Here is a 24,658-nt window from a genome sequence, read left to right as displayed (position 1 = left end):
GGTGACCCCGATGAAAGAGAGCGACCTGGATATCCAGACGATCGACCCGAGCCTCTATAACGAGGACCTGGCCCCGCTGAAGCACAAGGATCGCAACTGGGGGGCCTTCGAGATCTTCAATGTGTGGTCCAACGACATCCAGAGCCTGTTCGGCTACACCCTGGCCGCCTCGCTGTTTCTGACCTACGGGCTGAATGGCTGGGCGGTGATGGCGGCGATCATCCTCGCCGGGGTGATCGTCATGTATCTGGTCAACCTGACCGGCAAGCCCAGCGTCAAGTACGGCATCCCCTTCCCGGTGATGATTCGCGCCAGCATGGGGGTGCGCGGCGCCAACCTGCCGGCCCTGCTGCGCGCCATCATCGGCATCTTCTGGTACGGGGTGCAGACCTATTTCGCCTCCACGGCGGTGGCGCTGCTGATCACCGCCCTGTTCGGCGGCGGCGACGGCAGCACCTTCCTGGGGCTCTCGGGGGTGGCCTGGCTGGCCTTCGTGATCGTCTGGCTGTTCCAGATCGCGATCTTCTGGGCCGGCATCGAGCGTATCAAGCACTTCCTCAACTGGGCCGGCCCGATGGTCTATGTGGTGATGCTGGTGCTGATGGTCGTGGTCTGGGTCCAGGCCGGCGGCGACCTGCTGCCCGCGGTGAGCTCCATCTTCAGCGCCGATGAGGAACGCAGCGGCAGCGCCGTGGCGGCCTTCCTGGCCATCGTCGGCACCATGGTCGCCTACTTCGCCGCCGTGGTGATCAACTTCGGCGACTTCACCCGTTTCGTGAAGAGCGAGCGGCAGATGAAGCTGGGCAACCTGCTGGGGCTGCCGCTGAACGTGGCCTTCTTCTCGTTTATCGCCCTGATCATCACCGCCGGTACCCTGGTGCTGTTCGGCGAGGCGCTGACCAACCCGGCGGATATCGTCGAGCGGGTCGACTCCCTGCCGCTGACCATCGTCGCCGCCCTGACCTTCTTCGCCGCCACCGTGGGCATCAACCTGGTGGCCAACTTCATCCCGCCGGCCTATGACCTGGCCAACCTCTTCCCCAGCAAGATCAGCTTCAAGGTGGGCGGCCTGATCACCGCCGTGCTGGCCTTCTTCGTCGGCGCGCTGTGGGTCTCGGTGATCAGCCAGATCGGCGTGCCGGGCTTCGTCAATGCCCTGGGGGCCGTCGTCGCGCCCTTCTACGGCATCATCGTGGTGGACTACTACCTGATCAAGCGCCAGACGCTGAACATGCAGGATCTCTTCTCCTCAGCGGAGGGCGGCCGCTACCACTACCTCAAGGGCTGGAACCAGCGCGCCCTGATCGCCTTCGCTGGCGCGGCGCTGTTCTCGATCTCCACCGTGCTGGTGCCGGCGCTCTCCGGCCTCGGCGGCTACGGCTGGCTGCTGGGGGCCGCGCTGGGCGGGCTCTTCTACTACGGCCTGATGCGCCGGTTCCGCGCCGTGCCGGCCATCTCCCACTCCTGATCCTCCACCCCACGACGACGCAGGCCCCGGGCACTTGCCCGGGGCCTGCGTCGTCGTGGAGCGGCGAGGTCATTCGGAGAAGATCTGGTGCAGGTCCGGATGCTCCTCCTCCTCCTCGGTGATCGCCAGGGAGGCCTCGATGGCCCTGAGGTGGCGACTCATGAAGGCCTTGGCCCGCTCGCCGTCGCCCTCCTCCAGAAAGCCGATCAGGTCGTCGTGATCGTGGGACTCGCAGCCCAGGTGGCCGGTATTGCCGTAGACCGCCAGGATCAGCGACGAGCGGGAACAGAGGCGCCCCACGAACTCGGCCAGGGTGGCGTTGCCGGAGAGCCGCGCCAGGCGCTCGTGGAAGGCGGCGGAGAGCTTGATGGCCACGCTCTGCTCGCCGGCGCGCAGGGCCTCCAGCTCGCGGCGAATATTGTCGCGCAGGTCACGGACGTCGGCGGCGGTGATACGCCGCGCCACCTCGGGCATCAGGCCGCACTCCACCATCTGGCGGGCGGCGAAGACCTCCTTGGCCTCCTCGGCGGTGGGCCGGGTGACGCTGGCACCGCGCCGCGGGGTCAGCGTCACCAGTTGTTCCAGGGCCAGGCGCTGGAGGATCTTGCGGATCCCGGTGCGGCTGACGCCGAACACCTCGGCGAGGGCATCCTCGCGCAGGCGCGCCCCCGGCTTGAGGCGATGCTCGATGATGGCATCGCTGATGGTGCGATAGATCTCGTCGTGCCGCTTGGCGCCATCACCATTCTTGCCCAGGCGACGCTTGGGTCGCTCATCGGCCTTGGTCGGCATCGGTGTGTGTTCCGTCATGGTCGACGACTCTCCAGATCGACTGCCCTCATCTTGCTGCCCATTGTATACGCTTTTGCCGGCCACGGACGACAGTGGCCCGCCGGAGGGCGGGCCACTGTCGCGGGGCACGGCATGGGCCGCAGGCGGAGGGGGATTACTCCTGCCAGGCGGCGATGACGGCGCGCTCCTCGTCGGTCATCTGGGTCATATTGCCCAGCGGCATGTAGTTGCTGCCCACCACCTGCTTGATCTGGGCAATGCTGTTGAGGATGTTCTCGTCGCTGTCATAGGTGATCCCCGCCGGGGCCGAGTTGAAGCTGGGGTGGCTCGGCTCACGGGAGTGGCAGGTCACGCAACGCTCGTTGATGATGCCACTGACTTCCGCGACGCTCGGCCCGTCACCGGCCGCCGCCACATCGGTACCCCCCGCCGGCGCACTGCTCGGCGCGGCGACCCAGACGCTGATCAGGATCAGCACCACGCCCGCCGCCGGATAGGCCGGCTTGATCTGGCCGGAGTGCATCAGCACGAAGAACTGACGGATCAGGGCGCCGGCGAAGATGAACAGCGTCATGATCACCCAGGCCAGCTCATGGGCGTAGAGGAAGGAGTAGTGGTTGCTGATCATCAGCAGCACCACCGGCAGCGTGAAGTAGGTGTTGTGCACCGAGCGCTGCTTGCCGCGCTTGCCATCGATGGGGTTCGGGGTCTCGCCGGCCTTGAGCGCCTTCACCATGCGCCGCTGGCCCGGGATGATCCAGAAGAAGACGTTGGCGGACATGGCGGTGGCCATCACCGCGCCGGTCAGCAGGAAGGCGGCCCGGCCGGAGAAGATATGCACGCTCAGGTAGGCGACCACCACCATCATCACCGCCACGGCGATACTCAGGACGCCATCGCGCTCCATGTTCGGGCTGATGCGCTTGCACAGCTCGTTGTAGACCACCCAACCGCCGAGCAGGAAGAGCAGCGCCATGACGTTGGCCTGCCAGCCGGTCATGTTGGCGGCCCACTCCCAGGCGCTATTGGGATTGACCAGGTAGAAGCTGGGGTTGGCCATATACAGCAGGGTGAAGAGCGCGAAGCCCGACAGCCAGGTGGTATAGGACTTCCAGAACGACCAGTGCAGGTCGTCGGGGAGCTTTTCCGGGCTGGTGGCGTACTTCTGGTTGTGGTAGAAGCCGCCGCCGTGCACGGCCCACATCTCGCCGAACACACCCTTCTTGCGGCAGGCCTCGTCCTTGGGCGTCTTCAGCCCGTTATCCAGCATCACGAAGTAGATCGATTCACCGATCCAGGCCACCGCGGCGATGACGTGGAGCCATCGCAGCAGCATATTGGCAAACTCGAGGAGATACGCGTCCATAACTCAGCGCTCGCTTTGTGCGGTTGTTGTAGGTCGATTCAGGGGGAAGAAGTCGACGGGAAACTCAGCTGCCCCGGTAGGTGGAGAAGCTATAGGGAGCCAGCAGCAGCGGCACATGGTAGTGCTCGTCCGCGTTGGCGACGCCGAAGCGCAGCGGGATACGGTCGAGGAAGCGCGGCTTGGGACCGGCCACCCCTTCCCGATCCAGGTAGTCCCCGGCATGGAAAAGCAGCTCATATTCGCCCACGGTAAGGGCATCGCCCTCGAGGATGGGGGCATCGCAGCGGCCATCGTCGTTGGTCACCGCCTCGCCGATGCGCACGCGCTGGTCGCCTTCGATACGGAAGACCTCGATGCGGATACCGTGGCCAGGCCGGCCCTTGGCAGAGTCCAAGACGTGGGTGGTTACGCGTCCCATGTGTCTCTCCTGTTGTGGTCATGGCACCGCTGGGCGGCGCGGCTGAAGGACAGGGCCGGGGCGGTGGTGCCCACCGGGTGACCGGCCCGAATTCTATGGTTACAGTTTTAGCCTCAAATGGAGTACATTTCAAAGAGTTTTTGTATACAGTAGATGTAGCGTATTATGGGCCCCTCTGCCTCCCAAGGAGAAAACAATGAGTGACAAGACCCTGAACCCCCGCCCCAGCAGCATGGACCGCGCCACCTTCGTGGCCCAGTTCGGCGAGATCTACGAGCACTCTCCCTGGGTCGCCGAACTGACCTGGGAGGCCGGCCTCGGCGCCGAGCAGGACACCCCGGAGGGCCTGGCCGCCGCCATGGGCAAGGTCCTCGACGAGGCCAGCGCCGAGCGCCAGCTGGAAGTGGTGCGTGCCCACCCGGACCTGGCCGGCAAGGCGGCCCTGGCCGGCGAGCTCACCGATGACTCCACCAGCGAGCAGGCCGGCGCCGGCCTCGACCAGTGCACCCCCGAGGAGCTGGCCCGCTTCGAACGCCTCAACAACGCCTACAAGGAGCGTTTCGGCTTCCCCTTCGTGATGGCCGTCAAGGGCAGCAACCGCCACCTGATCCTGGCCGCCTTCGAGGAGCGCCTGGAGAACAGCGCCGAGGAAGAGCGCCGCACCGTGGTGGAACAGATCAACCGTATCGCCCTGTTCCGCCTGCAGGCCCGCGCCGAGCAGCAATAAGCCGACGGTGCCGCCCGGAAAGTTTAGTGGAAGGGTTTTCCGTTACCACGACAGGGCGGCGCCGAGGGTGTATCCTAGGCGCCATCGCAGTTTGGTGACGGAGAACGAGGCGTGACCGAGAGCAAACGCAAGACGGTAGGCCGACCGGCCGGGAGCGGCAAGAGCAGCGGCGGACACAGTCAGTCGCTGGTGCGCGGCCTGAATATCCTCGAGGGGCTGGCCGCCGCCCCCATGGGCCTGGCGCTGTCCGATATCGCCCAGATCGTCGGCCTGGCCCCCTCCACCACCCACCGCCTGCTCCAGGCCCTGCACCAGCAGGGCTTTATCACCCAGGACACCGAGCTGGGCCTGTGGAAGGTGGGGGTCAAGACCTTCCAGATCGGCAACACCTTCCTCGAGGCCCGCGACTTCGTGGCCACCGCCCGCCCCTTCCTGCGTCGCCTCACCGAGGAGAGCGGCGAGTCCGCCAACCTGGGCATCCGCGACGACGGCATGGCGGTGTTCCTGGCCCAGAGCGAATCGCCGCAGATGATGCGCATGATCACCCGCCTCGGCTCCCGGGCGCCCATGCACGCCTCCGGCGTCGGCAAGGCGCTGCTGGCCTGGCTGCCGGACAAGGAGGTGGAACGCATCCTCCAGGCCCGCGGCCTGCCCCGGGTCACCGCCAATACCATCGACACCCCGGCGCGGCTGCGCGAGGCCCTGGCGGAGATTCGTCGCCAGGGTTATGCCTGCGATCGGGAGGAGCATGCGGTGGGCCTGCACTGCGTGGCGGCCACCATCCATGACGAACAGGGCAACGCCCTGGCGGGCATCTCGGTCTCCGGCCCCATGGCACGGATTCCCGAATCGCGCCTGGCGGAGCTCGGCGGCCTGGTCAGCCGCGCGGCGCGGGAGATTACCGCGCAGATCGGCGGCAAGCAGCCCAGCCCCGAGGAGTTCTAAGCGTCTCCGAAGGGGAGGTTACCGCCCTCTCCAGCAGGACTCGGCGGCAAGCCACCCAGCCACGAGGATTTCTAAGCGTCTCCGAGGGGGAGGTTACCGCCCTCTCCAGCAGGACTCGGCGGCAAGCCACCCAGCCACGAGGCGTTCTAGCGTCTCCGAGGGGGAGGTTACCGCCCTCTCCAGCAGGACTCGGCGGCAAGCCTCTCAGCCCCGAAGCGTTTTCGCCTCATCGCCATCCTGGCAAGACGCCGCGCCTCTCTGGGCGCGGCGTCTTGCGTTGGCGAGTCATGCCCGATCGCGGCGTTACGGCTTCACCGCCAATAGCTCCAGCCAGTGGCGCACCGGCAAGGGGCTGGCCGCCGCCAGGTGCGTCTGGCAGCCGATATTGGCGGTGACGACCCACTCGGGGTCTCCGGCCTGGAGATGACGCAGCTTGTCGTCCCGCAGCCGGGTCGCGAGCTCCGGCTGGAGCAGCGAGTAGGTGCCCGCCGAGCCACAGCAGAGCCCGGCGTCCGCCACCGGCGTCAGCTCGAACCCCAGGGCGCCCAACAATGCCTCGACCCGCCCACCCAGCCGCTGACCATGCTGCAGGGAGCAGGGCGACTGGAAGGCGAGGCGGCGCGGCGCATCAGGGGCCGGGGCGAGCCGTGACCGCTCGTCTTCCAGCAACTCTAGGGGGTCTCGGACCTTGGCCGCGACGCGCGCGGCCTGCTGCGCATAGTCCGGATCCTCGGCCAGCAGCACGCCCACCTCCTTGAGCTGGGCACCGCAGCCGCTGGCGCTGACCAGGATCGCCTCGGTACCGGCCTCCAGGGCCGGTCGGCACAGATCAACGAGGCGGCGCAGCCGCCGGCGGGCCACCTCGGGGGCCCCCAGGTGCTGGTCCACGGCGCCGCAGCAACCGGCCAGCGGCACGGCATCGATGCCCAGGCCGTCGAGCAGGGTCGCCAGGCGGGGATCGAGCCCCGGTGCCAGGGCCGGCTGCACGCAGCCGGTCATCACCGCCACCCGACGGCGCCCGCCTTGAGCCCGGGGCCAGGGCTGCGCTGCCTCCCGGGGAGGCACCTTGGCGGCCAGGGTGCCGGGCAGCAGCGGTCGCGCCAGCCGTCCCAGGCCCAGCAGGGTGGCGAAGAGCCGGCGCCGGGGCAGCACCTGGCGCAGGCCCCAACGCAGCCAGCGCGCCGGCGCCGGAGGCGGCGCCTGCTCGGCGACGATCTCGCGGCCCAGGTCCGCCAGGCGATGGTAAGGCACCCCCACCGGGCAAGCGCTCTCGCAGGCCCGGCAGGTCAGGCAGCGATCCAGGTGACGCCCCAGCTCGGGGGTGGCCGGGGCCCCCTCCAGCACCTGCTTGACCTGGTAGATGCGCCCCCGGGGGCTGTCGCGCTCGTCGCCCAGCAGCCGATAGGTGGGGCAGGCGGGCAGGCAGAAGCCGCAGTGGGTGCACTGGCGCAGGATCGCCTCCGCCTCCTCGCCCCGAGGGGTCGTCGCCAGGGGCTCGGCGAGTCGGGTCTGCATGGCGAAACCTCCTAGAGTTCCGGGTAATGGATGCCGGGATTGAACAGCCCCTCGGGATCGAAGGCGGCCTTGAGGCGACGCTGCAGGGCCAGCAGGGGCGGCGCCAGGGGAGCGAAGACCGGCGCCCTCGGGTCGCCGCCGCGCCAGCGGCTGGCCTGGCCCCCCAGCCGGGCGGCCTCGGCGAAGACCGCCTCCGCCGGCGCCTCGCCGCGCCACCACCACTGGCGACCGCCCCACTCCACCAGGCCTTCGCCGGGCAGGGCCGGGCACGCCCCCGGAGGCAGCAACAGGCGCCATAGTGGTGCCCCCGGATCGCGGAAGAAGGGCAGCCGCTGATCGCGCAGCGCCGACCAGTAGGCGGGATCCTCCTCGTCGCCGCCCAGGGTCGCCACGGCCTCGTCCACCGCCGATTCGCTGCCGGCCAGGCACAGCCGCAGCCGCTCGCCGTCGTGGGCCGCCCCGGCCAGGGGCAGCCCCGCTCGCCACCAGGCCTCGGCACGCTCGGCCAGCGCCTCACGGGGCAGCGCCAGGGCCAAGGCACGCCGGGACGCCGGGCGCGGGGCCACCTTGAGGCAGACCTCGAGGATCACCCCCAGGGAGCCCAGGGCCCCCACCATGGGACGGAAGCCGTCGAAGCCGGCCACGTTCTTCATTACCGCCCCGCCCAGGCGCACCACCTCGCCGCGCCCATTGATCAGGGTCACCCCCAGGACGGCATCGCGCAGCCCACCCAGATAGGGGCGCCCCGGGCCCGCCAGGCCCGCGGCCAGGGCCCCGGCCACCGTGGTCTCGGCGCCGAAACGCGGCGGGTCACAGGCCAGCCACTGGCCCTCGGCGGCCAGCAGCGCCTCCAGCTCGACCAGCCGGGTGCCACCGCGCAGCCGCACCACCAGCTCGCTGGGCTGGTAGTCCACCACGCCACGATGACCGGCCAGGGCCAGAGGCTCTGCCGCCACCGGGCGGCCATACCAGGCCTTGGTCCCGCCGCCCACCAGGCGCAGCGGCGTGCCCCGCCGCGCCGCCTCGGCGACTCGCTCGCTTAGCTCGCGGCTCAGGTCCGCTTCCTGCATGACACTCTCCTCGCCTAGAAACGCGGCAACTCGGGATGGGGGAATCGACCATCCTTGACGTGCAGGTGGCCCAGTTCGGCACAGCGGTTGAGGGTCGGGATCAGCTTGCCCGGATTGAGCAGCCCCCGTGGATCGAAGGCCGCCTTGATGGCTTCGAACTGGCGCAGCTCGGCGGCGGAGAACTGATCGCACATGGCATCCACCTTCTCGGCGCCCACCCCGTGCTCGCCGGTGATGCTGCCCCCCTCCTCCACGCACAGCCGAAGGATCGCCTGGCCCAGGGACTCGGCCCGCTCCAGCTCGCCCTCGAGCCGGCTGTCGAAGAGGATCACCGGGTGGATATTGCCGTCGCCGGCATGAAAGGTATTGAAGACGCGTAGCCCATAGGCCTCGGCCAGGGCGATGATGCGGGTCAATACCGCCGCCAGGCGGCGGCGCGGCACGCTGCCATCCATCACCAGGGTGTCCGGGGCCAGGCGGGCGATGGCCGGGAAGGCGGCCTTGCGCACCGACCAGATACGCGCTTGCTCGGCGGGATCGGTGGCGCTTTCCAGGTGGTCGGCGCCATGCGTCTTCAACAGCGCCGTCACCCGCTCGCTCTGGGCGGTCACCTCGGCGGCGCTACCATCCAGCTCGCAGATCAGCAGGGCGCCCAGGTCGCAGGGCCAGCCCTGCTGGACCATCGCTTCCACCGCCACCACGGCGGCACGGTCCATCAGCTCCAGACCCGCCGGCACCACCCCGGCGGCGATGATCGCCGCCACCGCCTCGGCGCAATCGGTCACCTCGGCGAAGCCCGCCAGCAGTACTCGCTTGTCCCGGGGCAGGGGCAGTAGCTCGACCCAGGCCTCCACCACCACCCCCAGCAGCCCCTCGGAGCCATGAATCAGCGCCAGGAGGTCGAGACCCGGCGCCTCGCCCAAGGGCGAGCCCAGGGTCAGCCGCTCGCCGTCGATGGTGATCAGGGTGGCGGCCACCACGTTATTCACCGTCAGGCCGTACTTGAGGCAGTGCACGCCGCCGGCGTTCTCGGCGATATTGCCGCCCAGGGTGCTGGCCACCTGGGAGGAGGGGTCGGGAGCGAAGTAGAGGCCATGGGGGGCGGCGGCCTGGGAGATCGCCAGGTTACGCACCCCGGCGCCGACCCGGGCCAGGCGCCGGTCCGGATCGATCTCCAGGGTGGCGTCGAGCCGCGACAGATTGAGCAGCACCCCCTCGGCGTGGGGCAGGGCACCCCCGGAGAGGCCGGTCCCGGCACCTCGTGCCACCACCGGCACGCCATAGTCATCACAGAGGCGCAGTATCGCCTGGACCTGCGCGATCTCCTCGGGGATCGCGACCACCCCGGGGAGGCGGCGAAACAGGGTCAGGGCATCACATTCGTAGGCGCGACGTCCGGCCTCGTCGAGGACCAGTCCCTCGGCGGGCAGACAGGCGGCCAGCGCCTGCAGGAACTGCGCTGTCATGCGGGCCTCGGCCTGGGGAGTGGCGGTCATGGCGGGCTCCAATCGAATGCCTCGGCCCGCTTCAGCGGTGGTATCCGAGGCGGCAATAATGTTGTCTAAGCAACCTTATACTCCCGCATACACGCAAAATCCAGCCCCGACGACGCCCCGGACCGGCCGGGCTATCGCGCCCCGAACGGGCCGACCCCGCGGCAGAGGCCGGCCCCTCTCGACCAAAGTATAAGCCACCGAGCCGCGCCCGAAACTCCCCTATAACACCCTGTATTTATGATATAAAACGCATCCCTTGCCCGCAGTCATAAGGATAGCCGCCGGACAGGCCGCCGGATCATTTGACACGGGATTCTCCAAGGAAAGACCATTTATGGATTATGTTGGTTAGACAACATAGCAGCCGACAAGGCCTCACCTAGACCAACAATAAGGCCCCCGAGGAGCACGCCATGACCCGACCCTCCCCCACCGCGACGACCAGTGCGCCGCCCCGTTCCACCTATGCCAAGTACCTGGCGGCCCTCGGCCCCGGCTTCCTGTTCGCCGGCGCCGCCATCGGCACCTCCCATGTGGTGCAGTCGACCCGCGCCGGCGCCGAGTACGGCATCGGCCTGCTGGGCTTTATCCTGCTGGCGATCCTGATCAAGTACCCCGCCTTCTTCTTCGGCCCCTTCTATGTCAGCGTCACCGGCAAGTCGCTGATCGAGGGCTACCGCCGGACCTTCGGCAAGACGGTGGTGGCGCTCTTCGCGCTGGTGCAGCTGCCGGTGCTGGCCATCATCATCGCCGCCATCGCCATCACCACGGCGGGGCTGGCCGGCAGCCTGCTGTCGCTGAGCCTCGGCGCCCCGACCATCGCCGTGGTGCTGATCGCCGGCGGCTGCCTGCTCACCTATACCGGCGGTTACCGGATGCTGGACTGGGTCAACAAGGTATTTATCGGCATCCTCAGCCTGACCACCCTGCTGGCCACCCTGGCGGCGCTGCCCATGGTGGAGTGGAGCCTCTACCCGGCCACCGCCGCCTCGCCGCTGTTCAGCGCCGCCACCCTGGTGACCCTGGTGGCGGTGCTCGGCCTGATGCCCTCGGACATCACCCTGGCGATCATGAACTCCCTGTGGTCGGAGGCCCGCAACAAGGCCCGCGGCGAGCGCTGCGACACCGAGGCGGAGAAGGTCGACTTCGATATCGGCTACATCGGCGCCGCCATCCTCGCCGCCTGCTTCGTGATCATGGGCGCCGGGGTCATGCACAGCCAGGGCATCACCCCCGCCGACGGCGCCGTGGGCTTCGCCAGCCAGGTGATCGGCCTCTACACCTCGACCCTGGGCGAATGGAGCGGCTTCGTGGTGGGCATCTCCGCCTTCACGGTGATGCTGACCACCCTGCTCACCGTGCTGGACGGCTTCCCGCGCATGCTGACCGCCGCCTACCATGCCATCACCCGCCCCGACGGCATCGAGGAGGAGACTCGCCGGGTCGAGGGCAGCCGCCCCTACCTGATCGCCATGCTCGGGCTATCGCTGCTGGCCATCCTGATCCTCTTCACCCTGATGGGCAGCTTCCGCCTGTTTATGGATTTCGTGATGGTGGTGGCCTTCCTGATCAGCCCCATCCTGGCGACCCTCAACCATTTCACCGCCAATGGCGCCAGCGTGCCCGCGGAGCTGCGCCCCTCGCGGCTGATCAATGCCTGGAGCCTGCTGGCCATCGCCGCCCTGGTGCTGCTCTCGCTAGGCTACCTCTACGCGCGTTTTATCCACTGAGGCCAGGGAGGCCCCGACCATGCCGACCATCACCTGCATCGACGACCTGCAGCGCCTAGCACGACGCCGGGTGCCGAGGATGTTCTATGACTACGTGGACTCCGGTGCCTGGACCGAGAGCACCTACCGGGCCAATGGCGACGACTTCGCCGCCATCGGGCTGCGCCAGCGGGTGATGGTGGACATGAGCGATCGCCGCCTGGCCAGCGAGATGCTCGGCGAGCGGGTGAGCCTGCCGCTGGCCCTGGCCCCCACCGGCCTGACCGGCATGCAGCACGCCGACGGCGAGATCCTCGCCGCCCGCGCCGCCGAGGCCTTCGGCGTGCCCTTCACCCTCTCCACCATGAGCATCTGCTCCATCGAGGACGTCGCCGAACACACCTCGCGCCCCTTCTGGTTCCAGCTCTATGTGATGCGCGACCGGGACTTCATCGGCCGGCTGATCGATCGCGCCAAGGCGGCGGGCTGCTCGGCCCTGGTGCTGACCGCCGACCTGCAGATCCTCGGCCAGCGCCACAAGGACATCATCAACGGCCTGACGGTGCCGCCGCGCCCCACGCCCCGCAACCTGCTCGACCTGGCCACCAAGTGGCGCTGGTGCCTGGGCATGGCCCGCACCCGGCGACGCACCTTCGGCAACCTGGCCGGCCATGTGCAGGACGCCACCGACCTGGGCGAGCTGGCCAAATGGACCGCCGGCCAGTTCGACCCCAGCCTGAGCTGGGACGACGTCGCCTGGATCAAGGAACGCTGGGGCGGCAAGCTGGTGATCAAGGGCATCCTCGAGCCGGAAGACGCCGAGCAGGCGGTGGCCGCCGGCGCCGATGCCATCGTCGTCTCCAACCACGGCGGCCGCCAGCTGGATGGCGCCTCGTCCAGCATCCGCGCCCTGCCGGCCATCGTCGCCGCCGTGGGCAGCCGCTGCGAGGTGCACCTGGACGGCGGCATCCGCTCCGGCCAGGACCTGCTCAAGGCCCTGGCCCTCGGCGCCAAGGGCGCCTATATCGGCCGCGCCTTCCTCTATGGGCTGGGGGCCCTGGGCCAGGAGGGCGTCGAGGAGTGCCTGCGGATCATCCACAAGGAGCTGGATACCACCCTGGCGCTATGCGGCCTGCGCGATATCCATGACGTGGACACCCGTATCCTGCGCCCCGGCAGCTACCCCCAGCCGCCCCGAACCGCCCCACGAGGAGAACGACCATGAGCCACGCCTGGCAGAGCTATCGCAGCGCCCCGCCCCCCGGCACCCCGGTGATCGAGGCGGCGGCCCTGAGGCCGGGCAGCAGCCGCTGCCTGAGCGTGGAGAGCCACAAGGGACGCTTCCCCCTGCTGCTGGTGCGGCTGGCGAATGGCCGCCCCCGGGCCTATGTCAACGCCTGCTCCCATCAGTACCTGCCCCTCGATCAGCAGGGCCCCCGGGTGCTCAGCGAGGATGGCCGCCAGCTGATTTGCAGCAGCCACCAGGCGAGGTTCTGTGCCGAGAGCGGTGCCGGCCTCGGTGGCCCCGGCGCCGGCGATGGCCTGGATGCGGTGCCCCTCGAAGTGGCCGAGAACGGCTGGCTGGTGATCGGCGCCGGCGCATCGTAGAGTAGGCCTGCCGGCCTCCGGCCCGCAGTCGTATCGCCACCCAAGAGTGCCCCATGACCGACACCGTCGACGGCGAGGCCTTCAGCCTCGACGAGCTGCTCAGCTTCCGGCTGATCCGCCTGACCAACTCCATGAACAAGATCGCCGCCGCCTCCACCGGCGAGGACTTCGACCTGGCGCTAAGCGAGTGGCAGGTGCTGGCCTGCATCGGCGAGGCGGGGCACTCCTCGGTGATGGACATCGCCCGCCGCACGCGCATCGACAAGGGCTGGATCAGCCGCGCCAGCCAGGCCCTGCTGGGGCGTGGCCTGATCGCCCGCCGGGCCGATCCCAGGGATTCCCGGCGCGCCTGGTTGACCCTGACCGAGGAGGGGGAGCGCCTCTTCGCGCGTGCCGTGGTGATCTCGCGGGCGCGCAACGCCGCCTATGCCGAAACGCTGAGCCCCGGCGAGCGACTGCTGCTCAACGAGCTCCTCGACAAGGTACAACGGCGGGTGGATCGCCTCGCCGAGGGCGAAGCGACGCCCTGACTCGACCGGCAGACGACAAAAAGGCCGACCCTCTCGAGGGTCGGCCTTTTTGTCGGGCGTAACGACGCTAGTAGAGCAACTGGGGCAGCAACAGCACGATGCCCGGGAACACCAGCACCAGCAGCGCCCGCGCCATGCCGGCGAACCAGAAGGGCGTCACCCCGCGGAAGATGGTCCCCGTCGAGACGTCCGGCAGCACCGCCCGCAACACGAAGACGTTCATCCCCACCGGCGGCGTGATCAGGCTGATCTCGATGACGATCACCACCAGGATGCCGAACCACACCAGGTCGAAGCCCAGCCCCGCCACCACCGGGAAGAACACCGGCACGGTGAGCAGCATCATCGACATGCTCTCGAACACGCAGCCCAGCAGCACGTAGATCGCCAGGATCACCAGGATCACCATGAAGGGCGCCACCTCCAGGCCATTGACGAAGGCCAGCAGGTCGTCCGGCAGGCCGGCGCGGTTGATGAAGTTGGCGAAGATCAGCGCCGTCAGCACCACCGCGAAGAGCATCGCCGTGGTGCGCACCGTGTCCATCAGCACGTTCATCACCACCTGCGGGGTCAGCGCCCGGCGCAGCAGGGCGATCACGAAGGCGCCCATGGCGCCGATCCCCGCCGCCTCGGTGGGCGTGAACACCCCCAGGTAGATACCGCCGATCACCAGCACGAACAGCGCCAGGGTGCTGCCCACGCTCTTCAGGGCGGCAAAGCGCTCCGCCCAGGGCACCCTCTCCCCGGCCGGCCCGGCGCTCGGGTCGCGCCACAGCACCCACTTCACCGCCAGCAGGTAGAGCACGATGCCCAGGATGCCGGGGATAAAGCCCGCCGCGAACAGCTCGCGGATACTGGTCTCGGTGAGGATGCCGTAGATCACCAGCATCACGCTGGGCGGAATCAGGATCCCCAGGGTGCCCCCGGCGGCGATGGCCGCCGAGGCCAGGGAGTCCTGGTAACCGTACTTGCGCATCTGCGGCATGGCCACTCGCCCCATGGTGGCGGCGGTGGCCAGGCTCGAGCCGCAGATGGCGCTGAAGCCGCCACAGGCGACGATGGTGGCCATCGCCTGACCGCCCTTGCGGTGTCCCAGGAAGCCGTTGGAGGCCCGGAACAGGGCGTCCGAGAGGCCGGCGTGGGAGACGAAGTTGCCCATCAGGATAAACAGCGGAATCACCGACAGGCCGTAGTTCATGGCGGTGTCCACCACCCGCCGCGCGGCCATCGCCTCGGCGGCGTTCCAGTTGCCGGTGATGACGTAGAAGCCCACGAAGCCGACGATGCCCATGGCGAAAGCCAGCGGCAGGCGCAGGAAGACCAGCAGCAGTAGGGCCGCGAAACCGTAGAGTGCCTCGATCATGCCGCATCCCCCTTGTCGGTCGTATCGCGTTCGGGACTCAGCGGCCCGCCGCGCTCGATGATCCGCAGCCCCTCGAGCAGATAGCCCAGGGCGCGCAGCCCCAGCAGCAGGGTCGAGACACCCAGCATCAGCGCCATCAGATAGATCAGGTAACCGATGGGAATGCGCAGGAACTCGGTGACGTCGCCCCAGGCGAAGGCCCGCTCACCCAGCGCCCAGACCCGGCCGGTCATCACCCACAGGGCCGCGCCACAGACGCCGTTGACCACCAGCTGACGGAACCAGATCAGCCCCTTGGGGAAGACCGCATCGAGCAGGTCGACGCTGATATGCGCCTCGCGCCAGCACACCACCGGCAGGGAGAGGAAGACCACCGCCGCCAGCATCAGCTGGGTCAGCTCCACGGTGCCGAGGATGGGGTGGTTGAAGAAGTAGCGGCCGGTCACGTCGGCGGTGGTCAGCAGCATCAGGGCGAAGAGGGTGGCACCCGCCACCCCCTCCAGGCCGCGCTGCAATACCAGGCCGAGCCGTGCCGCTCGAGTCGCCAGGGTCTGCATAGGGCGCTCCGTTTACTCGGCCGGCACGATGGTATCGGGCACCAGGGCGGCCACGCCCTCTTCCTCGGCGGCCGCATCCAGCTGCTCGTGGAAGTAGGCCATGGCGGCGCGGGCGTCGATGCCGCGGCTCTCGGTGACCGTCTCGGCCCATGACTCGACCAGGTCGTCGCTGATGCCGCGCAGGGTCTCGAGGTCCGCGTCCCCCAGGTCGGTGAAGGTGTGGCCCTGCTCCTCGGCGAAGGTCACGCCGCGCACGTCCACGGTGTCGAACATATAGCCGAACAGCCGCGACAGCCGCTCGCCGGAGACCGCCTCGATGGCCGCCCGATCCTCCTCGGAGACCCGATCCCAGATCATCGGGTTGACGACGATGGTGAAGCTGCCGCGATAGAAGCCGCCATCCACCCGGAGGGTATGCGGGAAGACCTCGGCGACGCGGAAGCTGCGCAGGCCCTCCGGCACCAGCATGGCGCCGTCGATGACGCCCTGGGAGCCCGCCTCGTAGACGCCGGTGGGCGGCAGGGCCACGCCGGTCAGCTCCAGGGCAGTGGAGAGATCGCCCATGACCCCGCCGCCGACGCGGATGCGCTCGCCGCGCAGGTCATCCAGGCTGTCGTACTGCTCGCGGCTGAAGATCCAGCCCGGGCCATGGACGCCGGCGGCCACCACGTCCACGCCGCGATGCTCGCCGGCCTCGGCCAGGTACTCCTGGTGGGTGCGCCAGTAGGCGGCGGAGGCATCCTCGGAGGAGAACTCCTCGAAGGTGGGGAATTCCGGCAGCTTGGTCAGCTCGAAGCGTCCGGTGTTGTAGCCATGGAAGACCCAGGTGGCATCGGCGATGCCGTCGGCCACCATCTCCATCTGGGAGGCGGGCGGCCCCATGTCGTGGACCACGTCCAGGGTCACCCGCCCTTCGGTGGCTTCCTCGATCCAGGCCTTCCAGGTGGGCCAGACGATGGTATTGATGCCATGGTTGGGGCCGGCCCAGGTGCTGACGGTGATGGTGGTCTGGGCCAGGGCCGAGGTGCTCAGGGATGCGGCGGCTAGGGCGCCGATCATCAGGCTGGCGGTCTTCTTGTGCATGGTCACTCCCTTCGTCGCCACCGGACGGCGACACGATTTGCTGTTGTTGGAATAGCCGGCGGGACTCGCCGAAACGTGATACGAATTTTTGTCTTCTAGTTTTTTTAACGAAACACGTCGTGCATACCATGCCCGGCGTCCCGGCGTTGGCGCAATGGCAGCGCGACGAATGGCGCATAAGACATAGGTCTAACGGGAGTTAAATATTTAATTATCAGAAACCTACTGACTTATTAGCGCACAAACGGTTTTCCCGGGAAGGCCGCGGCCTGGCCCACAAACAGAAGGCCATTAGGGGGTTATCCGGAGGCAAGCCCCACAAAACCCACACATATTGGAAATAACTCAGAGCTTTATCGTGTCATCCCACATACCGCCGGAAAAATCTGCGGCAACGAGGGGGCGCGGTCTCGCCCCCTCTCGCCCCCCGTCACGACCAACACCACAAAGCCTGTCGATTTGCACCGGGGGCGGTATCAGATGAGCGCTTCGCTCATCGGGGCTCCACGACCCGGGAAGCGATGCCCTCGGCCTCGGCGGCCCGGGCGAGCTGCTCGCGGAACGCCTCCAGGGCCGCCTCCGCCTCGACGCCCCGCTCGGCGACCTCCACCGACCAGGCGGCGATCAGCTCGTCGGTGATCTCCTGCAGCCGCGCGATACCGGCGTCGTCCAGGGCCTGGGTGACCTGCCCCTGCTCCTCGCCGAAGGCCACGCCACGCTCGTCGGAGACATCCATCATGTAGCCGAACAGCCGCGAGAGGGACTCGCCGGAGACCGCCTCGATGGCCTGGCGATCCTCGGCGGAGACCCGCTCCCAGAACATCGGGTTGACCACGATGGCGAAACTGCCGCGATAGAAGCCGCCATCCACCGTCAGGGTATGCGGCGCCACCTCGGCGACCCGGAAGCTGCGCAGGCTCTCCAGGGTCAGCATGGCGCCATCCACCACGCCCTGGGAGGCCGCCTCGTAGACGCCGGTGGGCGGCAGGGCCACGCCGGTGACCCCCAGGGCCTCCGCCAGGCCGCTCATCACCCCGCCACCGACCCGCAGCCGCAGGCCCGCCAGATCATCGAGATCGGCCACGGCATCGCGGGTAAAGACCTGCCCCGGGCCATGCACCCCCATGGCGACCACATCGACGCCGCGGTGCTCCTCGGCCTGGGCCAGGTGTTCCCGATGGGTATGCCAGTAGGCGGCGGAGGCGTCCTCCGAGGAGAACTCCTCGAAGGTGGGGAATTCCGGCAACTGGGTGGCCAGGAAGCGGCCGGCCATATGGGCATGGAAGATCCAGCTGGCATCGGCGATGCCGTCGGCGACGATATCCATCTGCGAGGCGGGCGGGCCCATGTCGTGGACCACGTCGAGGGTCACGCGCCCCTCGGTGGCCTCCTCGATCCAGGCCTTCCAGGTGGGCCAGACGATGGTGTTGACGCCGTGGTTGGGACCGCCCCAGGTGCTGACGGTTAGGGTGGTCTGGGCCTCAGTCTGGGCCAGAGCCGGAGCGCTCAGGCAGAAAGCGGCGGCGGCACCCAGCAGCAGGCGAGTGGCGTGATGCATGGTCGAGTTCCTTGTCGTGGCCGATGCGCGCATCGACATCATTGTTAGGCGTTATCGGCGACAACCTTGCCCGGCAACTGCTCTCGATCGCAACCATTTACCTCAATGCAATCGACTAGACTTAAGTCTACCCATCGAACAAGCCACTGATTTCTTGGCCTTAACAACGCGGACCAGCGCCTGACCGGTCGGCCACCAGGTGACCATGGCTAGACAACAAGTTTCAAAAGAAACTATTATCCCGACACACCAACGACAAGGCGCCGTTCCCCTGCGGCCCCGACCGAGCGGAGGAATCATGAGCAAGCAGTTCGCATCCCACGCCGATACCGAAGAGAAGCAGGTCAGCTTCACCAAGCTCGCCGACGGCCTCTATGCCTATACCGCCGAGGGCGACCCCAACACCGGCATCATCATCGGCGACGACAGCGTCATGGTGGTGGACACCCAGGCCACGCCGATCATGGCCCAGGACGTGATCCGCCGGATCCGCGAGGTCACCGACCTGCCCATCAAGCATGTGGTGATGAGCCACTACCACGCGGTACGGGTGCTGGGCGCCTCCGCCTACGAGGCCGAGAACATCTATGCCAGCCGCAACACCTATGAGCTGATCAAGGAGCGCGGCCAGCAGGACTACGAGTCCGAGGTGGGTCGCTTCCCGCGCCTCTTCCAGGGCGTCGACTCGGTGCCCGGCCTGACCTGGCCGAACGTCGTCTTCGAGCGCGAGCTGACCGTCTTCATGGGCAACCGCGAGGTGCGCATCATGCACCTGGGCAAGGGCCACACCCGGGGCGACACCGTGGTCTGGCTGCCCGAAGAGAAGGTGCTCTTCTCCGGCGACCAGGTGGAGTACGGCGCCACCCCCTACAGCGGCGACGCCTACCACGAGGAGTGGCCGGCCACCCTCGACAAGCTGCTGGCCCTGGAGCCCGAGCAACTGGTCCCCGGCCGCGGCGACGCCCTGACCACCCCGGCACTGTGCCGCGAGGCCATCGAGGGCACCCGCGACTTCCTGCTGACCATGTACAACAGCGTCAAGGCGGGCAAGGCCGCCGGCAAGTCGCTCTCCGAGTGCTACGCCGAGACCTACGCGCTGATGAAGCCCAAATACGGCCACTGGGTGATCTTCGATCACTGCCTGCCCTTCGATATCACCCGCTGCTATGACGAGGCCGGTGGCGAGTACCCGGACCCGCGCATCTGGACCGCCGAGCGCGACCAGGAGATGTGGCACTCCCTGCAGGACGTGGTCGAAAACCAGTAAGTCCCGCGCTCGCTGACCCCAGGACACCCCCGCGGCCCGCTAACGGGTCGCGGTCGGAGGAGCCATGCCGAATACCTACAAGAATCCCGTCTACCCTTACCGCCGGCCGCCGGAGCTGGACCGGGCCGAGATTCGCCACTGCCCGGTGGTGATCATCGGCGGCGGCCCCTCGGGCCTGGCCGCGGCCATCGACCTGGCCAAGCAGGGCATCGATAGCGTGCTGCTGGACGACAACAACACCGTCAGCGTCGGCTCGCGGGCCATCTGCTTCGCCAAGCGCACCCTGGAGATCATGGATCGCCTCGGCTGCGCCCAGCCCATGCTCGACAAGGGCGTCACCTGGCAGCTCGGCAAGGTCTTCTTCCAGGAGCGCCAGGTCTATGAATTCAACCTGCTGCCGGAAGACGGCCACCGGGTACCGGCCTTTATCAACCTGCAGCAGTACTATTTCGAGGAGTACCTGGTCGATCGCACCGAGACCTTCGCCGAGCGCATCGACCTGCGCTGGAAGCACCGGGTGATCGAGGTCGACAGCCAGGCCGAGCGCACCCTGCTGACGGTGCGCACCGAGGATGGCGACTACCGCCTGGCCTGCGACTACCTGCTGGTGGCCGACGGCGCCAACAGCCGCATCCGCGATATGCTCGGCCTGGACTGCCAGGGCCAGGTGTTCCAGGACCGCTTCCTGATCGCCGACGTGGTGATGAAGGCGGACTTCCCCACCGAGCGCTGGTTCTGGTTCGACCCGCCCTTCCACCCCAACCAATCGGTGCTGCTGCACAAGCAGCCGGACAACGTCTGGCGCATCGACTTCCAGTTGGGCTGGGATGCCGACCCGGAGGAGGAGAAGAAGGAAGCGAACATCCGCCCCCGGGTGCAGGCCATGCTCGGCGAGGACGTGGAGTTCGACCTGGAGTGGGCCAGCGTCTACACCTTCCGCTGCCGCAAGATGGACAGTTTCATCCACCGCCGGGTGTTCTTCATGGGCGACGCCGCCCATCAGGTCTCGCCCTTCGGCGCCCGAGGCGCCAACGGCGCCATCCAGAGCGTGGAGAACCTGACCTGGAAGCTGGCCCGGGTGCTCAAGGGCCAGGCGCCCCAGGCGCTGCTCGCCACCTATGACGACGAGCGCCAGCACGGCGCGGCGGAGAATATCCTCAACTCCACCCGCGCCACCGAGTTCATTACCCCCAAGAGCCGCGTGAGCCGCCTGTTCCGCGACACCACCCTGGAGCTGGCCGAGCACTACGGCTTCGCCCGCGCCCTGGTCAATAGCGGCCGGCTGTCGATGCCCTGCCACTACGACGGCTCACCCCTCAACGGCGACGACGCCGAGGGCCTGCCGACCGAACTGCGCCCGGGCAGCCCCGCCAAGGACGCGCCGGTGCGCCTGGATGGCGAGGCCGCCTGGCTGCTCAACCAGTTGGGGGATCGCTTCGTGCTGCTGCTGGATGCCCGGGGCGGGGTGGAGAGCAACGGCCTGGCCGACCGCGCCGCCGAGCTGGCGGCCCTGCTGGCCCGCCAGGCGGACCTCGACCTGCTGCTGCTGGGCCCGGCCCCGGCGGCGCTGGCCAACTTGCCGCGTACCCGCCAGTGCGAGGACGCCGAGGGCCTGGTGGCCCGCCGCTACGGCCTGACCCCGGGGGCCGGCTACCTGCTGCGTCCCGACCAACACGTCGCCGCCCGCTGGCCCGAGTGCCGCGCCGAGGCGGTGGAGCGCGCCCTGGCCACGGCCCTGGGCCAGCACCTGACCGCCGCGGAGGTGACCCATGCCACGGCTTAAGCTCGAGCCCAATTTCACTGATCCGGACGCCTTCTACGCGGCGCTCACCGAACTCCACCGGGAGCGCAGCGACGAAGAGAGCGAGCGCATCAATGCTCGCCTGATCCTGCTGCTGGCCAACCAGGTCGGCGACCAAGCGGTGCTGGAGGAGGCGCTGCACATCGCCGCCGCACCGGCACCCCAGGAACGGTAATTTCGAGAGGATAACCCCATGACCACCCCGACCCTGGACTACCAGAGTGGTTTCCGAAACCACTTCGCCAGCGAGGCGCTGCCCGGGGCCCTGCCCCAGGGCCAGAACTCGCCCCAGCGCTGCCCCTACGGCCTCTACGCGGAGCAGTTCACCGGCTCGGCCTTCACCTCGCCGCGCCACCAGAACCTGCGCTCCTGGCTCTACCGCATCCGCCCCTCGGTGGCCCAATCCGCCTACCGGCCGCTGGACACTGCCCGGGTCGCCACCGCGCCCCTGGCCAGGCCCGCCGCCGACCCCAACCAGATGCGCTGGGACCCCATGCCGCTGCCCGAGACCGGGACCGACTTCCTCGACGGCCTGCTCAGCGTGGCGGTCAATGGCGACGCCGGCACCCAGGCCGGCTGCGGCGTGCACCTCTACGCTATCAACCGGGACATGCTGGAGCGCTTCTTCTATAACGCCGACGGCGAGCTGCTGATCGTGCCCCAGCTCGGCACCTTGCGCCTGCGCACCGAGTTCGGCGAGCTCGAGGTGGCCTCCGGCGAGATCGCCGCCATACCCCGCGGCGTCAAGTTCCAGGTGCGCCTGGGCGACGGCGTCGACGCCGCCCGCGGCTACGTCTGCGAGAACTACGGCGCGCCCTTCGAGCTGCCGGGGCTCGGGCCCATCGGCGCCAACGGCCTGGCCAACCCCCGCGATTTCCTGAGCCCGGTGGCGGCCTACGAAGACCTGGCCGGCGACTTCGAGCTGGTGGCCAAGTTCTCCGGGCGCTTCTGGTCGGCGCGCCTGGATCACTCGCCCCTGGACGTGGTGGCCTGGCACGGCAACGTGGCCCCCTACAAGTACGACCTGGCCACCTTCAACACCATCAACACCGTGAGCTTCGACCACCCGGACCCGTCGATCTTCACCGTGCTGACCTCGCCCTCCGATACCCCGGGGATGGCCAATATCGACTTCGTGATCTTCCCGCCGCGCTGGATGGTGGCCGAGAATACCTTCCGCCCGCCCTACTTCCATCGCAACCTGATGAGCGAGTTCATGGGCCTGATCCACGGCGAGTACGACGCCAAGGCGGAGGGTTTCCTGCCCGGCGGCGCCAGCCTGCACAACTGCATGTCGCCCCACGGGCCGGACGCCGAGACCTTCGAGAAGGCCAGCGAGTGCGAACTGACGCCCCAGTACCAGGGCGCCACCATGGCCTTTATGTTCGAGAGCCGCTACGTCTATCATCCCACCGAAGCGGCGCTGAACGCGGACTTCCGCCAGCGCGACTACGTGGATGTATGGGCCGGTATGAAGAGCCATTTCGACCCCGAGAATCGCTAAGCCCGACTCCCCGACGACAAAGGATTACCCAAATGAAACTTGCCAGCCTCAACAAGGGCCGCGACGGCGAACTGATCGTCGTCTCCCGTGACCTCAAGCGCGCCGTCAAGGTGCCGCAGATCGCCGCCACCCTGCAGCAGGCCATCGAGCAGTGGGAGACCCTGGAGCCCCAGCTCCAGCACGTCTACGACGCCCTCAACGGCGGCCAGGCCGAGAACGCCTTCGACCTGGACATGGCCAAGCTGCACTCGCCGCTGCCCCGCGCCTACCATTGGGCCGACGGCTCCGCCTACCTCAACCACGTCCAGCTGGTGCGTCAGGCGCGCAACGCCGAGATGCCCGAGACCTTCTGGACCGATCCGCTGATGTACCAGGGCGGCAGCGACCGCTTTATCGCCCCCACCGAGGATATCGAGGCGGTCAGCGAGTCCCACGGCATCGACTTCGAGGGCGAGATCGCCGTCATTACCGACGACGTGCCCATGGCGGTGACCCCGGAGCAGGCCGCCGGCCATATCAAGCTGATCATGCTGGTCAACGACGTCAGCCTGCGCGGCCTGATCCCCGGCGAGCTGGCCAAGGGCTTCGGCTTCTACCAGGCCAAACCGGCCTCCAGCTTCTCGCCGATCTGCGTCACCCCCGACGAGCTGGGCGACACCTGGAAGGAAGGCCGCGTCCACCTGCCGCTGACCGTGCACCTCAACGGCGAGAAATTCGGCGAGCCGGAGGCCGGCCCCGACATGATCTTCGGCTTCCCGGAGCTGGTGGCCCATGCCGCCAAGACCCGCTACCTGGGCGCCGGCACCGTGATCGGCTCCGGCACCGTCTCCAACCCGGACGCCGAGGGCGGCCCCGGCAAGCCGGTGAGCGACGGCGGCGTGGGCTATAGCTGCCTGGCCGAGGTGCGCATGGTCGAGCAGATCCTGCATGGCCAGGCCAAGACCTCCTTTATGCGCTTCGGCGACCGGGTGCGCATCGAGATGTTCGACCGCGACGGCCAGAGCATCTTCGGCGCCATCGACCAGCAGGTAGTCGAGTACAAGCCCCACTGAGACGAGGAGGCAGGATGACGACCCTCTACGGTTATTTCCGTTCGTCCGCCGCCTACCGGGTACGCATCGCCCTGAACCTCAAGGGCCTGGCCTATGACCAGGCCCCGGTCAACCTGGTCAAGGGCGAGCAGCGCGGCGAGGAATACCTCGCCCGCAACCCCCAGGGGCTGGTGCCGGCGCTGGTCACCGACGACGGCGCGCGGCTGACCCAGTCGCTGGCGATCTGCGAGTACCTGGACGAGCGCTACCCGGAACCGGCGCTGCTGCCGGCGGACGCCGCCGGCCGCGCCCGGGTCCGCGCCCTGGCCCAGGCGGTGGCCTGCGAGATCCACCCCCTCAACAACCTGCGGGTGCTCAAGTACCTGACCGGGGAGCTGGGGGTGGACGAGGCGACCAAGATGACCTGGTACCGCCACTGGGTCAGCGAGGGCTTCGCCGCCCTGGAAACCCAGCTCTCCCGGGAGGCGGGCAGCGGCGACTTCTGCCATGGTGACGCCCCGGGCCTGGCGGACCTCTGCCTGGTGCCCCAGGTGTTCAACGCCGAGCGCTTCGCATGCGACCTGACCGCCTACCCGCGGATCCGCCGTATCGTGGCCAACTGCCGGGCCCTGGACGCCTTCGCCCGGGCCGCCCCGGAGGCCCAGCCGGACGCCGGCTAGCCCAAGCTGGCTTTAGCCGGCGATTTGATACCTCGGCAACCCATCAATCGCCTGCTGAAGCAGGCTCCTACAACACCAGCAACTGCCCCGATGACGTCCACCCCGGCACGCCTTGCCTTGTCGGTGTATAATAAGCGGCCTAATAAAGCGGGCGCGGCCCTGTCCCCCAG

The 24,658-nt window shown here is 68.3% G+C and carries 23 protein-coding genes; 13 read left to right on the top strand and 10 right to left on the bottom strand.

The window, feature by feature from the left end; translation table 11 throughout:
- Positions 1–10: 10 nt before the first annotated feature.
- The gene (locus HPA02_RS10165) at positions 11–1,468 is read left to right on the top strand and encodes an NCS1 family nucleobase:cation symporter-1 (protein WP_146803077.1); all 1,458 of its coding nucleotides are present in this window, start codon (positions 11–13) and stop codon (positions 1,466–1,468) included.
- A gap of 69 nt (positions 1,469–1,537) precedes the next feature.
- Here the strand turns inward: HPA02_RS10165 and HPA02_RS10160 are convergent, their stop codons facing one another.
- The 3 genes from HPA02_RS10160 to uraH all read right to left on the bottom strand — a co-directional run bounded on the left by HPA02_RS10160 (position 1,538) and on the right by uraH (position 4,044).
- Entirely contained in the window at positions 1,538–2,260 is a 723-nt protein-coding gene (locus HPA02_RS10160) for a GntR family transcriptional regulator (protein WP_146803090.1), read from the bottom strand.
- A gap of 154 nt (positions 2,261–2,414) precedes the next feature.
- A complete protein-coding gene (locus HPA02_RS10155; protein WP_146803076.1) occupies positions 2,415–3,626 on the bottom strand; it encodes a urate hydroxylase PuuD in 1,212 nt (403 codons plus the stop codon).
- Positions 3,627–3,690: 64 nt separating this feature from the next.
- On the bottom strand, positions 3,691–4,044 hold the full coding sequence (gene uraH, locus HPA02_RS10150; RefSeq protein WP_146803075.1) for a hydroxyisourate hydrolase: 354 nt from the start codon (positions 4,042–4,044) through the stop codon (positions 3,691–3,693).
- Positions 4,045–4,240: 196 nt separating this feature from the next.
- Here uraH and uraD point away from each other — a divergent pair, with 196 nt between their 5' ends.
- Both uraD and HPA02_RS10140 read left to right on the top strand, forming a co-directional pair.
- Entirely contained in the window at positions 4,241–4,771 is a 531-nt protein-coding gene (uraD, locus tag HPA02_RS10145) for a 2-oxo-4-hydroxy-4-carboxy-5-ureidoimidazoline decarboxylase (RefSeq protein WP_146803074.1), read from the top strand.
- A 111-nt stretch (positions 4,772–4,882) separates the two neighbouring features.
- Positions 4,883–5,716, top strand: a complete 834-nt coding sequence (locus HPA02_RS10140) for an IclR family transcriptional regulator (RefSeq protein WP_146803073.1) — start codon at positions 4,883–4,885, stop codon at positions 5,714–5,716.
- A gap of 303 nt (positions 5,717–6,019) precedes the next feature.
- Here the strand turns inward: HPA02_RS10140 and glcF are convergent, their stop codons facing one another.
- From glcF to HPA02_RS10125, 3 genes are read right to left on the bottom strand one after another with little or no spacing between them, the layout of a single operon-like run.
- Complete coding sequence (glcF, locus tag HPA02_RS10135; protein ID WP_146803072.1) at positions 6,020–7,231, bottom strand: glycolate oxidase subunit GlcF; 1,212 nt, start codon at positions 7,229–7,231, stop codon at positions 6,020–6,022.
- Between the two features lie 11 nt (positions 7,232–7,242).
- Positions 7,243–8,301, bottom strand: a complete 1,059-nt coding sequence (gene glcE / locus HPA02_RS10130) for a glycolate oxidase subunit GlcE (RefSeq protein WP_146803071.1) — start codon at positions 8,299–8,301, stop codon at positions 7,243–7,245.
- 14 nt (positions 8,302–8,315) lie between these two features.
- Entirely contained in the window at positions 8,316–9,797 is a 1,482-nt protein-coding gene (locus HPA02_RS10125) for an FAD-linked oxidase C-terminal domain-containing protein (RefSeq protein ID WP_146803070.1), read from the bottom strand.
- 413 nt (positions 9,798–10,210) lie between these two features.
- Between HPA02_RS10125 and HPA02_RS10120 the strand changes: the two genes are divergently transcribed.
- From HPA02_RS10120 to HPA02_RS10105, 4 genes are read left to right on the top strand one after another with little or no spacing between them, the layout of a single operon-like run.
- Positions 10,211–11,527: an NRAMP family divalent metal transporter gene (locus HPA02_RS10120; protein ID WP_146803069.1), complete on the top strand. Its 1,317-nt coding sequence runs from the start codon at positions 10,211–10,213 to the stop codon at positions 11,525–11,527.
- 19 nt (positions 11,528–11,546) lie between these two features.
- Positions 11,547–12,731, top strand: a complete 1,185-nt coding sequence (locus tag HPA02_RS10115) for an alpha-hydroxy acid oxidase (protein WP_146803068.1) — start codon at positions 11,547–11,549, stop codon at positions 12,729–12,731.
- Positions 12,728–13,114: a Rieske (2Fe-2S) protein gene (locus HPA02_RS10110; RefSeq protein ID WP_146803067.1), complete on the top strand. Its 387-nt coding sequence runs from the start codon at positions 12,728–12,730 to the stop codon at positions 13,112–13,114. The genes HPA02_RS10115 and HPA02_RS10110 overlap by 4 nt, the downstream gene beginning before the upstream one ends.
- 53 nt (positions 13,115–13,167) lie before the next feature.
- Entirely contained in the window at positions 13,168–13,644 is a 477-nt protein-coding gene (locus tag HPA02_RS10105; RefSeq protein WP_146803066.1) for a MarR family winged helix-turn-helix transcriptional regulator, read from the top strand.
- A 67-nt stretch (positions 13,645–13,711) separates the two neighbouring features.
- Here HPA02_RS10105 and HPA02_RS10100 read toward each other — a convergent pair whose 3' ends face one another.
- From HPA02_RS10100 to HPA02_RS10085, 4 genes are all read right to left on the bottom strand, one after another.
- Positions 13,712–15,007 carry a TRAP transporter large permease gene (locus HPA02_RS10100; protein WP_146803065.1) on the bottom strand — a complete coding sequence of 432 codons (1,296 nt, stop codon included), beginning with the start codon at positions 15,005–15,007 and terminating at the stop codon, positions 13,712–13,714.
- Positions 15,004–15,564, bottom strand: a complete 561-nt coding sequence (locus HPA02_RS10095) for a TRAP transporter small permease (RefSeq protein WP_146803064.1) — start codon at positions 15,562–15,564, stop codon at positions 15,004–15,006. Before HPA02_RS10095 ends, HPA02_RS10100 begins: the two co-directional genes overlap by 4 nt.
- Positions 15,565–15,576: 12 nt before the next feature.
- Entirely contained in the window at positions 15,577–16,647 is a 1,071-nt protein-coding gene (locus tag HPA02_RS10090) for a TRAP transporter substrate-binding protein (protein WP_146803063.1), read from the bottom strand.
- 493 nt (positions 16,648–17,140) lie between these two features.
- A complete protein-coding gene (locus tag HPA02_RS10085; RefSeq protein ID WP_146803062.1) occupies positions 17,141–18,205 on the bottom strand; it encodes a TRAP transporter substrate-binding protein in 1,065 nt (354 codons plus the stop codon).
- 298 nt (positions 18,206–18,503) lie between these two features.
- Here HPA02_RS10085 and HPA02_RS10080 point away from each other — a divergent pair, with 298 nt between their 5' ends.
- The 6 genes from HPA02_RS10080 (at position 18,504) to maiA (ending at position 24,488) form a co-directional block, all read left to right on the top strand.
- Positions 18,504–19,472: an MBL fold metallo-hydrolase gene (locus tag HPA02_RS10080; protein ID WP_146803061.1), complete on the top strand. Its 969-nt coding sequence runs from the start codon at positions 18,504–18,506 to the stop codon at positions 19,470–19,472.
- A 64-nt stretch (positions 19,473–19,536) separates the two neighbouring features.
- Positions 19,537–21,255, top strand: a complete 1,719-nt coding sequence (locus HPA02_RS10075; protein WP_146803060.1) for an FAD-dependent oxidoreductase — start codon at positions 19,537–19,539, stop codon at positions 21,253–21,255.
- Complete coding sequence (locus tag HPA02_RS10070) at positions 21,242–21,448, top strand: DUF2783 domain-containing protein (protein WP_146803059.1); 207 nt, start codon at positions 21,242–21,244, stop codon at positions 21,446–21,448. Before HPA02_RS10075 ends, HPA02_RS10070 begins: the two co-directional genes overlap by 14 nt.
- Positions 21,449–21,466: 18 nt before the next feature.
- Positions 21,467–22,777, top strand: a complete 1,311-nt coding sequence (hmgA, locus tag HPA02_RS10065) for a homogentisate 1,2-dioxygenase (RefSeq protein ID WP_146803058.1) — start codon at positions 21,467–21,469, stop codon at positions 22,775–22,777.
- A 32-nt stretch (positions 22,778–22,809) separates the two neighbouring features.
- A complete protein-coding gene (locus tag HPA02_RS10060) occupies positions 22,810–23,829 on the top strand; it encodes a fumarylacetoacetate hydrolase family protein (RefSeq protein ID WP_146803057.1) in 1,020 nt (339 codons plus the stop codon).
- Positions 23,830–23,843: 14 nt separating this feature from the next.
- Positions 23,844–24,488, top strand: coding sequence for a maleylacetoacetate isomerase (gene maiA, locus HPA02_RS10055; protein ID WP_146803056.1), 645 nt, complete (start codon positions 23,844–23,846; stop codon positions 24,486–24,488).
- Positions 24,489–24,658: the final 170 nt, after the last annotated feature.

It is taken from the genome of Bisbaumannia pacifica (genome assembly GCF_007989625.1).
GTDB lineage: Bacteria > Pseudomonadota > Gammaproteobacteria > Pseudomonadales > Halomonadaceae > Bisbaumannia > Bisbaumannia pacifica.
This window is presented reverse-complemented; position numbering and strand designations above follow the sequence as displayed.

What these genes read in the sequence shown, in the direction of transcription:
- HPA02_RS10165 (WP_146803077.1), top strand. Translation starts at nt 11, where the DNA reads ATGAAAGAGAGCGACCTGGATATCCAGACGATCGACCCGAGCCTCTAT.
- HPA02_RS10160 (WP_146803090.1), bottom strand. Translation starts at nt 2,260, where the DNA reads ATGCCGACCAAGGCCGATGAGCGACCCAAGCGTCGCCTGGGCAAGAAT.
- HPA02_RS10155 (WP_146803076.1), bottom strand. Translation starts at nt 3,626, where the DNA reads ATGGACGCGTATCTCCTCGAGTTTGCCAATATGCTGCTGCGATGGCTC.
- uraH (WP_146803075.1), bottom strand. Translation starts at nt 4,044, where the DNA reads ATGGGACGCGTAACCACCCACGTCTTGGACTCTGCCAAGGGCCGGCCT.
- uraD (WP_146803074.1), top strand. Translation starts at nt 4,241, where the DNA reads ATGAGTGACAAGACCCTGAACCCCCGCCCCAGCAGCATGGACCGCGCC.
- glcF (WP_146803072.1), bottom strand. Translation starts at nt 7,231, where the DNA reads ATGCAGACCCGACTCGCCGAGCCCCTGGCGACGACCCCTCGGGGCGAG.
- glcE (WP_146803071.1), bottom strand. Translation starts at nt 8,301, where the DNA reads ATGCAGGAAGCGGACCTGAGCCGCGAGCTAAGCGAGCGAGTCGCCGAG.
- HPA02_RS10125 (WP_146803070.1), bottom strand. Translation starts at nt 9,797, where the DNA reads ATGACCGCCACTCCCCAGGCCGAGGCCCGCATGACAGCGCAGTTCCTG.
- HPA02_RS10120 (WP_146803069.1), top strand. Translation starts at nt 10,211, where the DNA reads ATGACCCGACCCTCCCCCACCGCGACGACCAGTGCGCCGCCCCGTTCC.
- HPA02_RS10115 (WP_146803068.1), top strand. Translation starts at nt 11,547, where the DNA reads ATGCCGACCATCACCTGCATCGACGACCTGCAGCGCCTAGCACGACGC.
- HPA02_RS10110 (WP_146803067.1), top strand. Translation starts at nt 12,728, where the DNA reads ATGAGCCACGCCTGGCAGAGCTATCGCAGCGCCCCGCCCCCCGGCACC.
- HPA02_RS10105 (WP_146803066.1), top strand. Translation starts at nt 13,168, where the DNA reads ATGACCGACACCGTCGACGGCGAGGCCTTCAGCCTCGACGAGCTGCTC.
- HPA02_RS10100 (WP_146803065.1), bottom strand. Translation starts at nt 15,007, where the DNA reads ATGATCGAGGCACTCTACGGTTTCGCGGCCCTACTGCTGCTGGTCTTC.
- HPA02_RS10095 (WP_146803064.1), bottom strand. Translation starts at nt 15,564, where the DNA reads ATGCAGACCCTGGCGACTCGAGCGGCACGGCTCGGCCTGGTATTGCAG.
- HPA02_RS10090 (WP_146803063.1), bottom strand. Translation starts at nt 16,647, where the DNA reads ATGCACAAGAAGACCGCCAGCCTGATGATCGGCGCCCTAGCCGCCGCA.
- HPA02_RS10085 (WP_146803062.1), bottom strand. Translation starts at nt 18,205, where the DNA reads ATGCATCACGCCACTCGCCTGCTGCTGGGTGCCGCCGCCGCTTTCTGC.
- HPA02_RS10080 (WP_146803061.1), top strand. Translation starts at nt 18,504, where the DNA reads ATGAGCAAGCAGTTCGCATCCCACGCCGATACCGAAGAGAAGCAGGTC.
- HPA02_RS10075 (WP_146803060.1), top strand. Translation starts at nt 19,537, where the DNA reads ATGCCGAATACCTACAAGAATCCCGTCTACCCTTACCGCCGGCCGCCG.
- HPA02_RS10070 (WP_146803059.1), top strand. Translation starts at nt 21,242, where the DNA reads ATGCCACGGCTTAAGCTCGAGCCCAATTTCACTGATCCGGACGCCTTC.
- hmgA (WP_146803058.1), top strand. Translation starts at nt 21,467, where the DNA reads ATGACCACCCCGACCCTGGACTACCAGAGTGGTTTCCGAAACCACTTC.
- HPA02_RS10060 (WP_146803057.1), top strand. Translation starts at nt 22,810, where the DNA reads ATGAAACTTGCCAGCCTCAACAAGGGCCGCGACGGCGAACTGATCGTC.
- maiA (WP_146803056.1), top strand. Translation starts at nt 23,844, where the DNA reads ATGACGACCCTCTACGGTTATTTCCGTTCGTCCGCCGCCTACCGGGTA.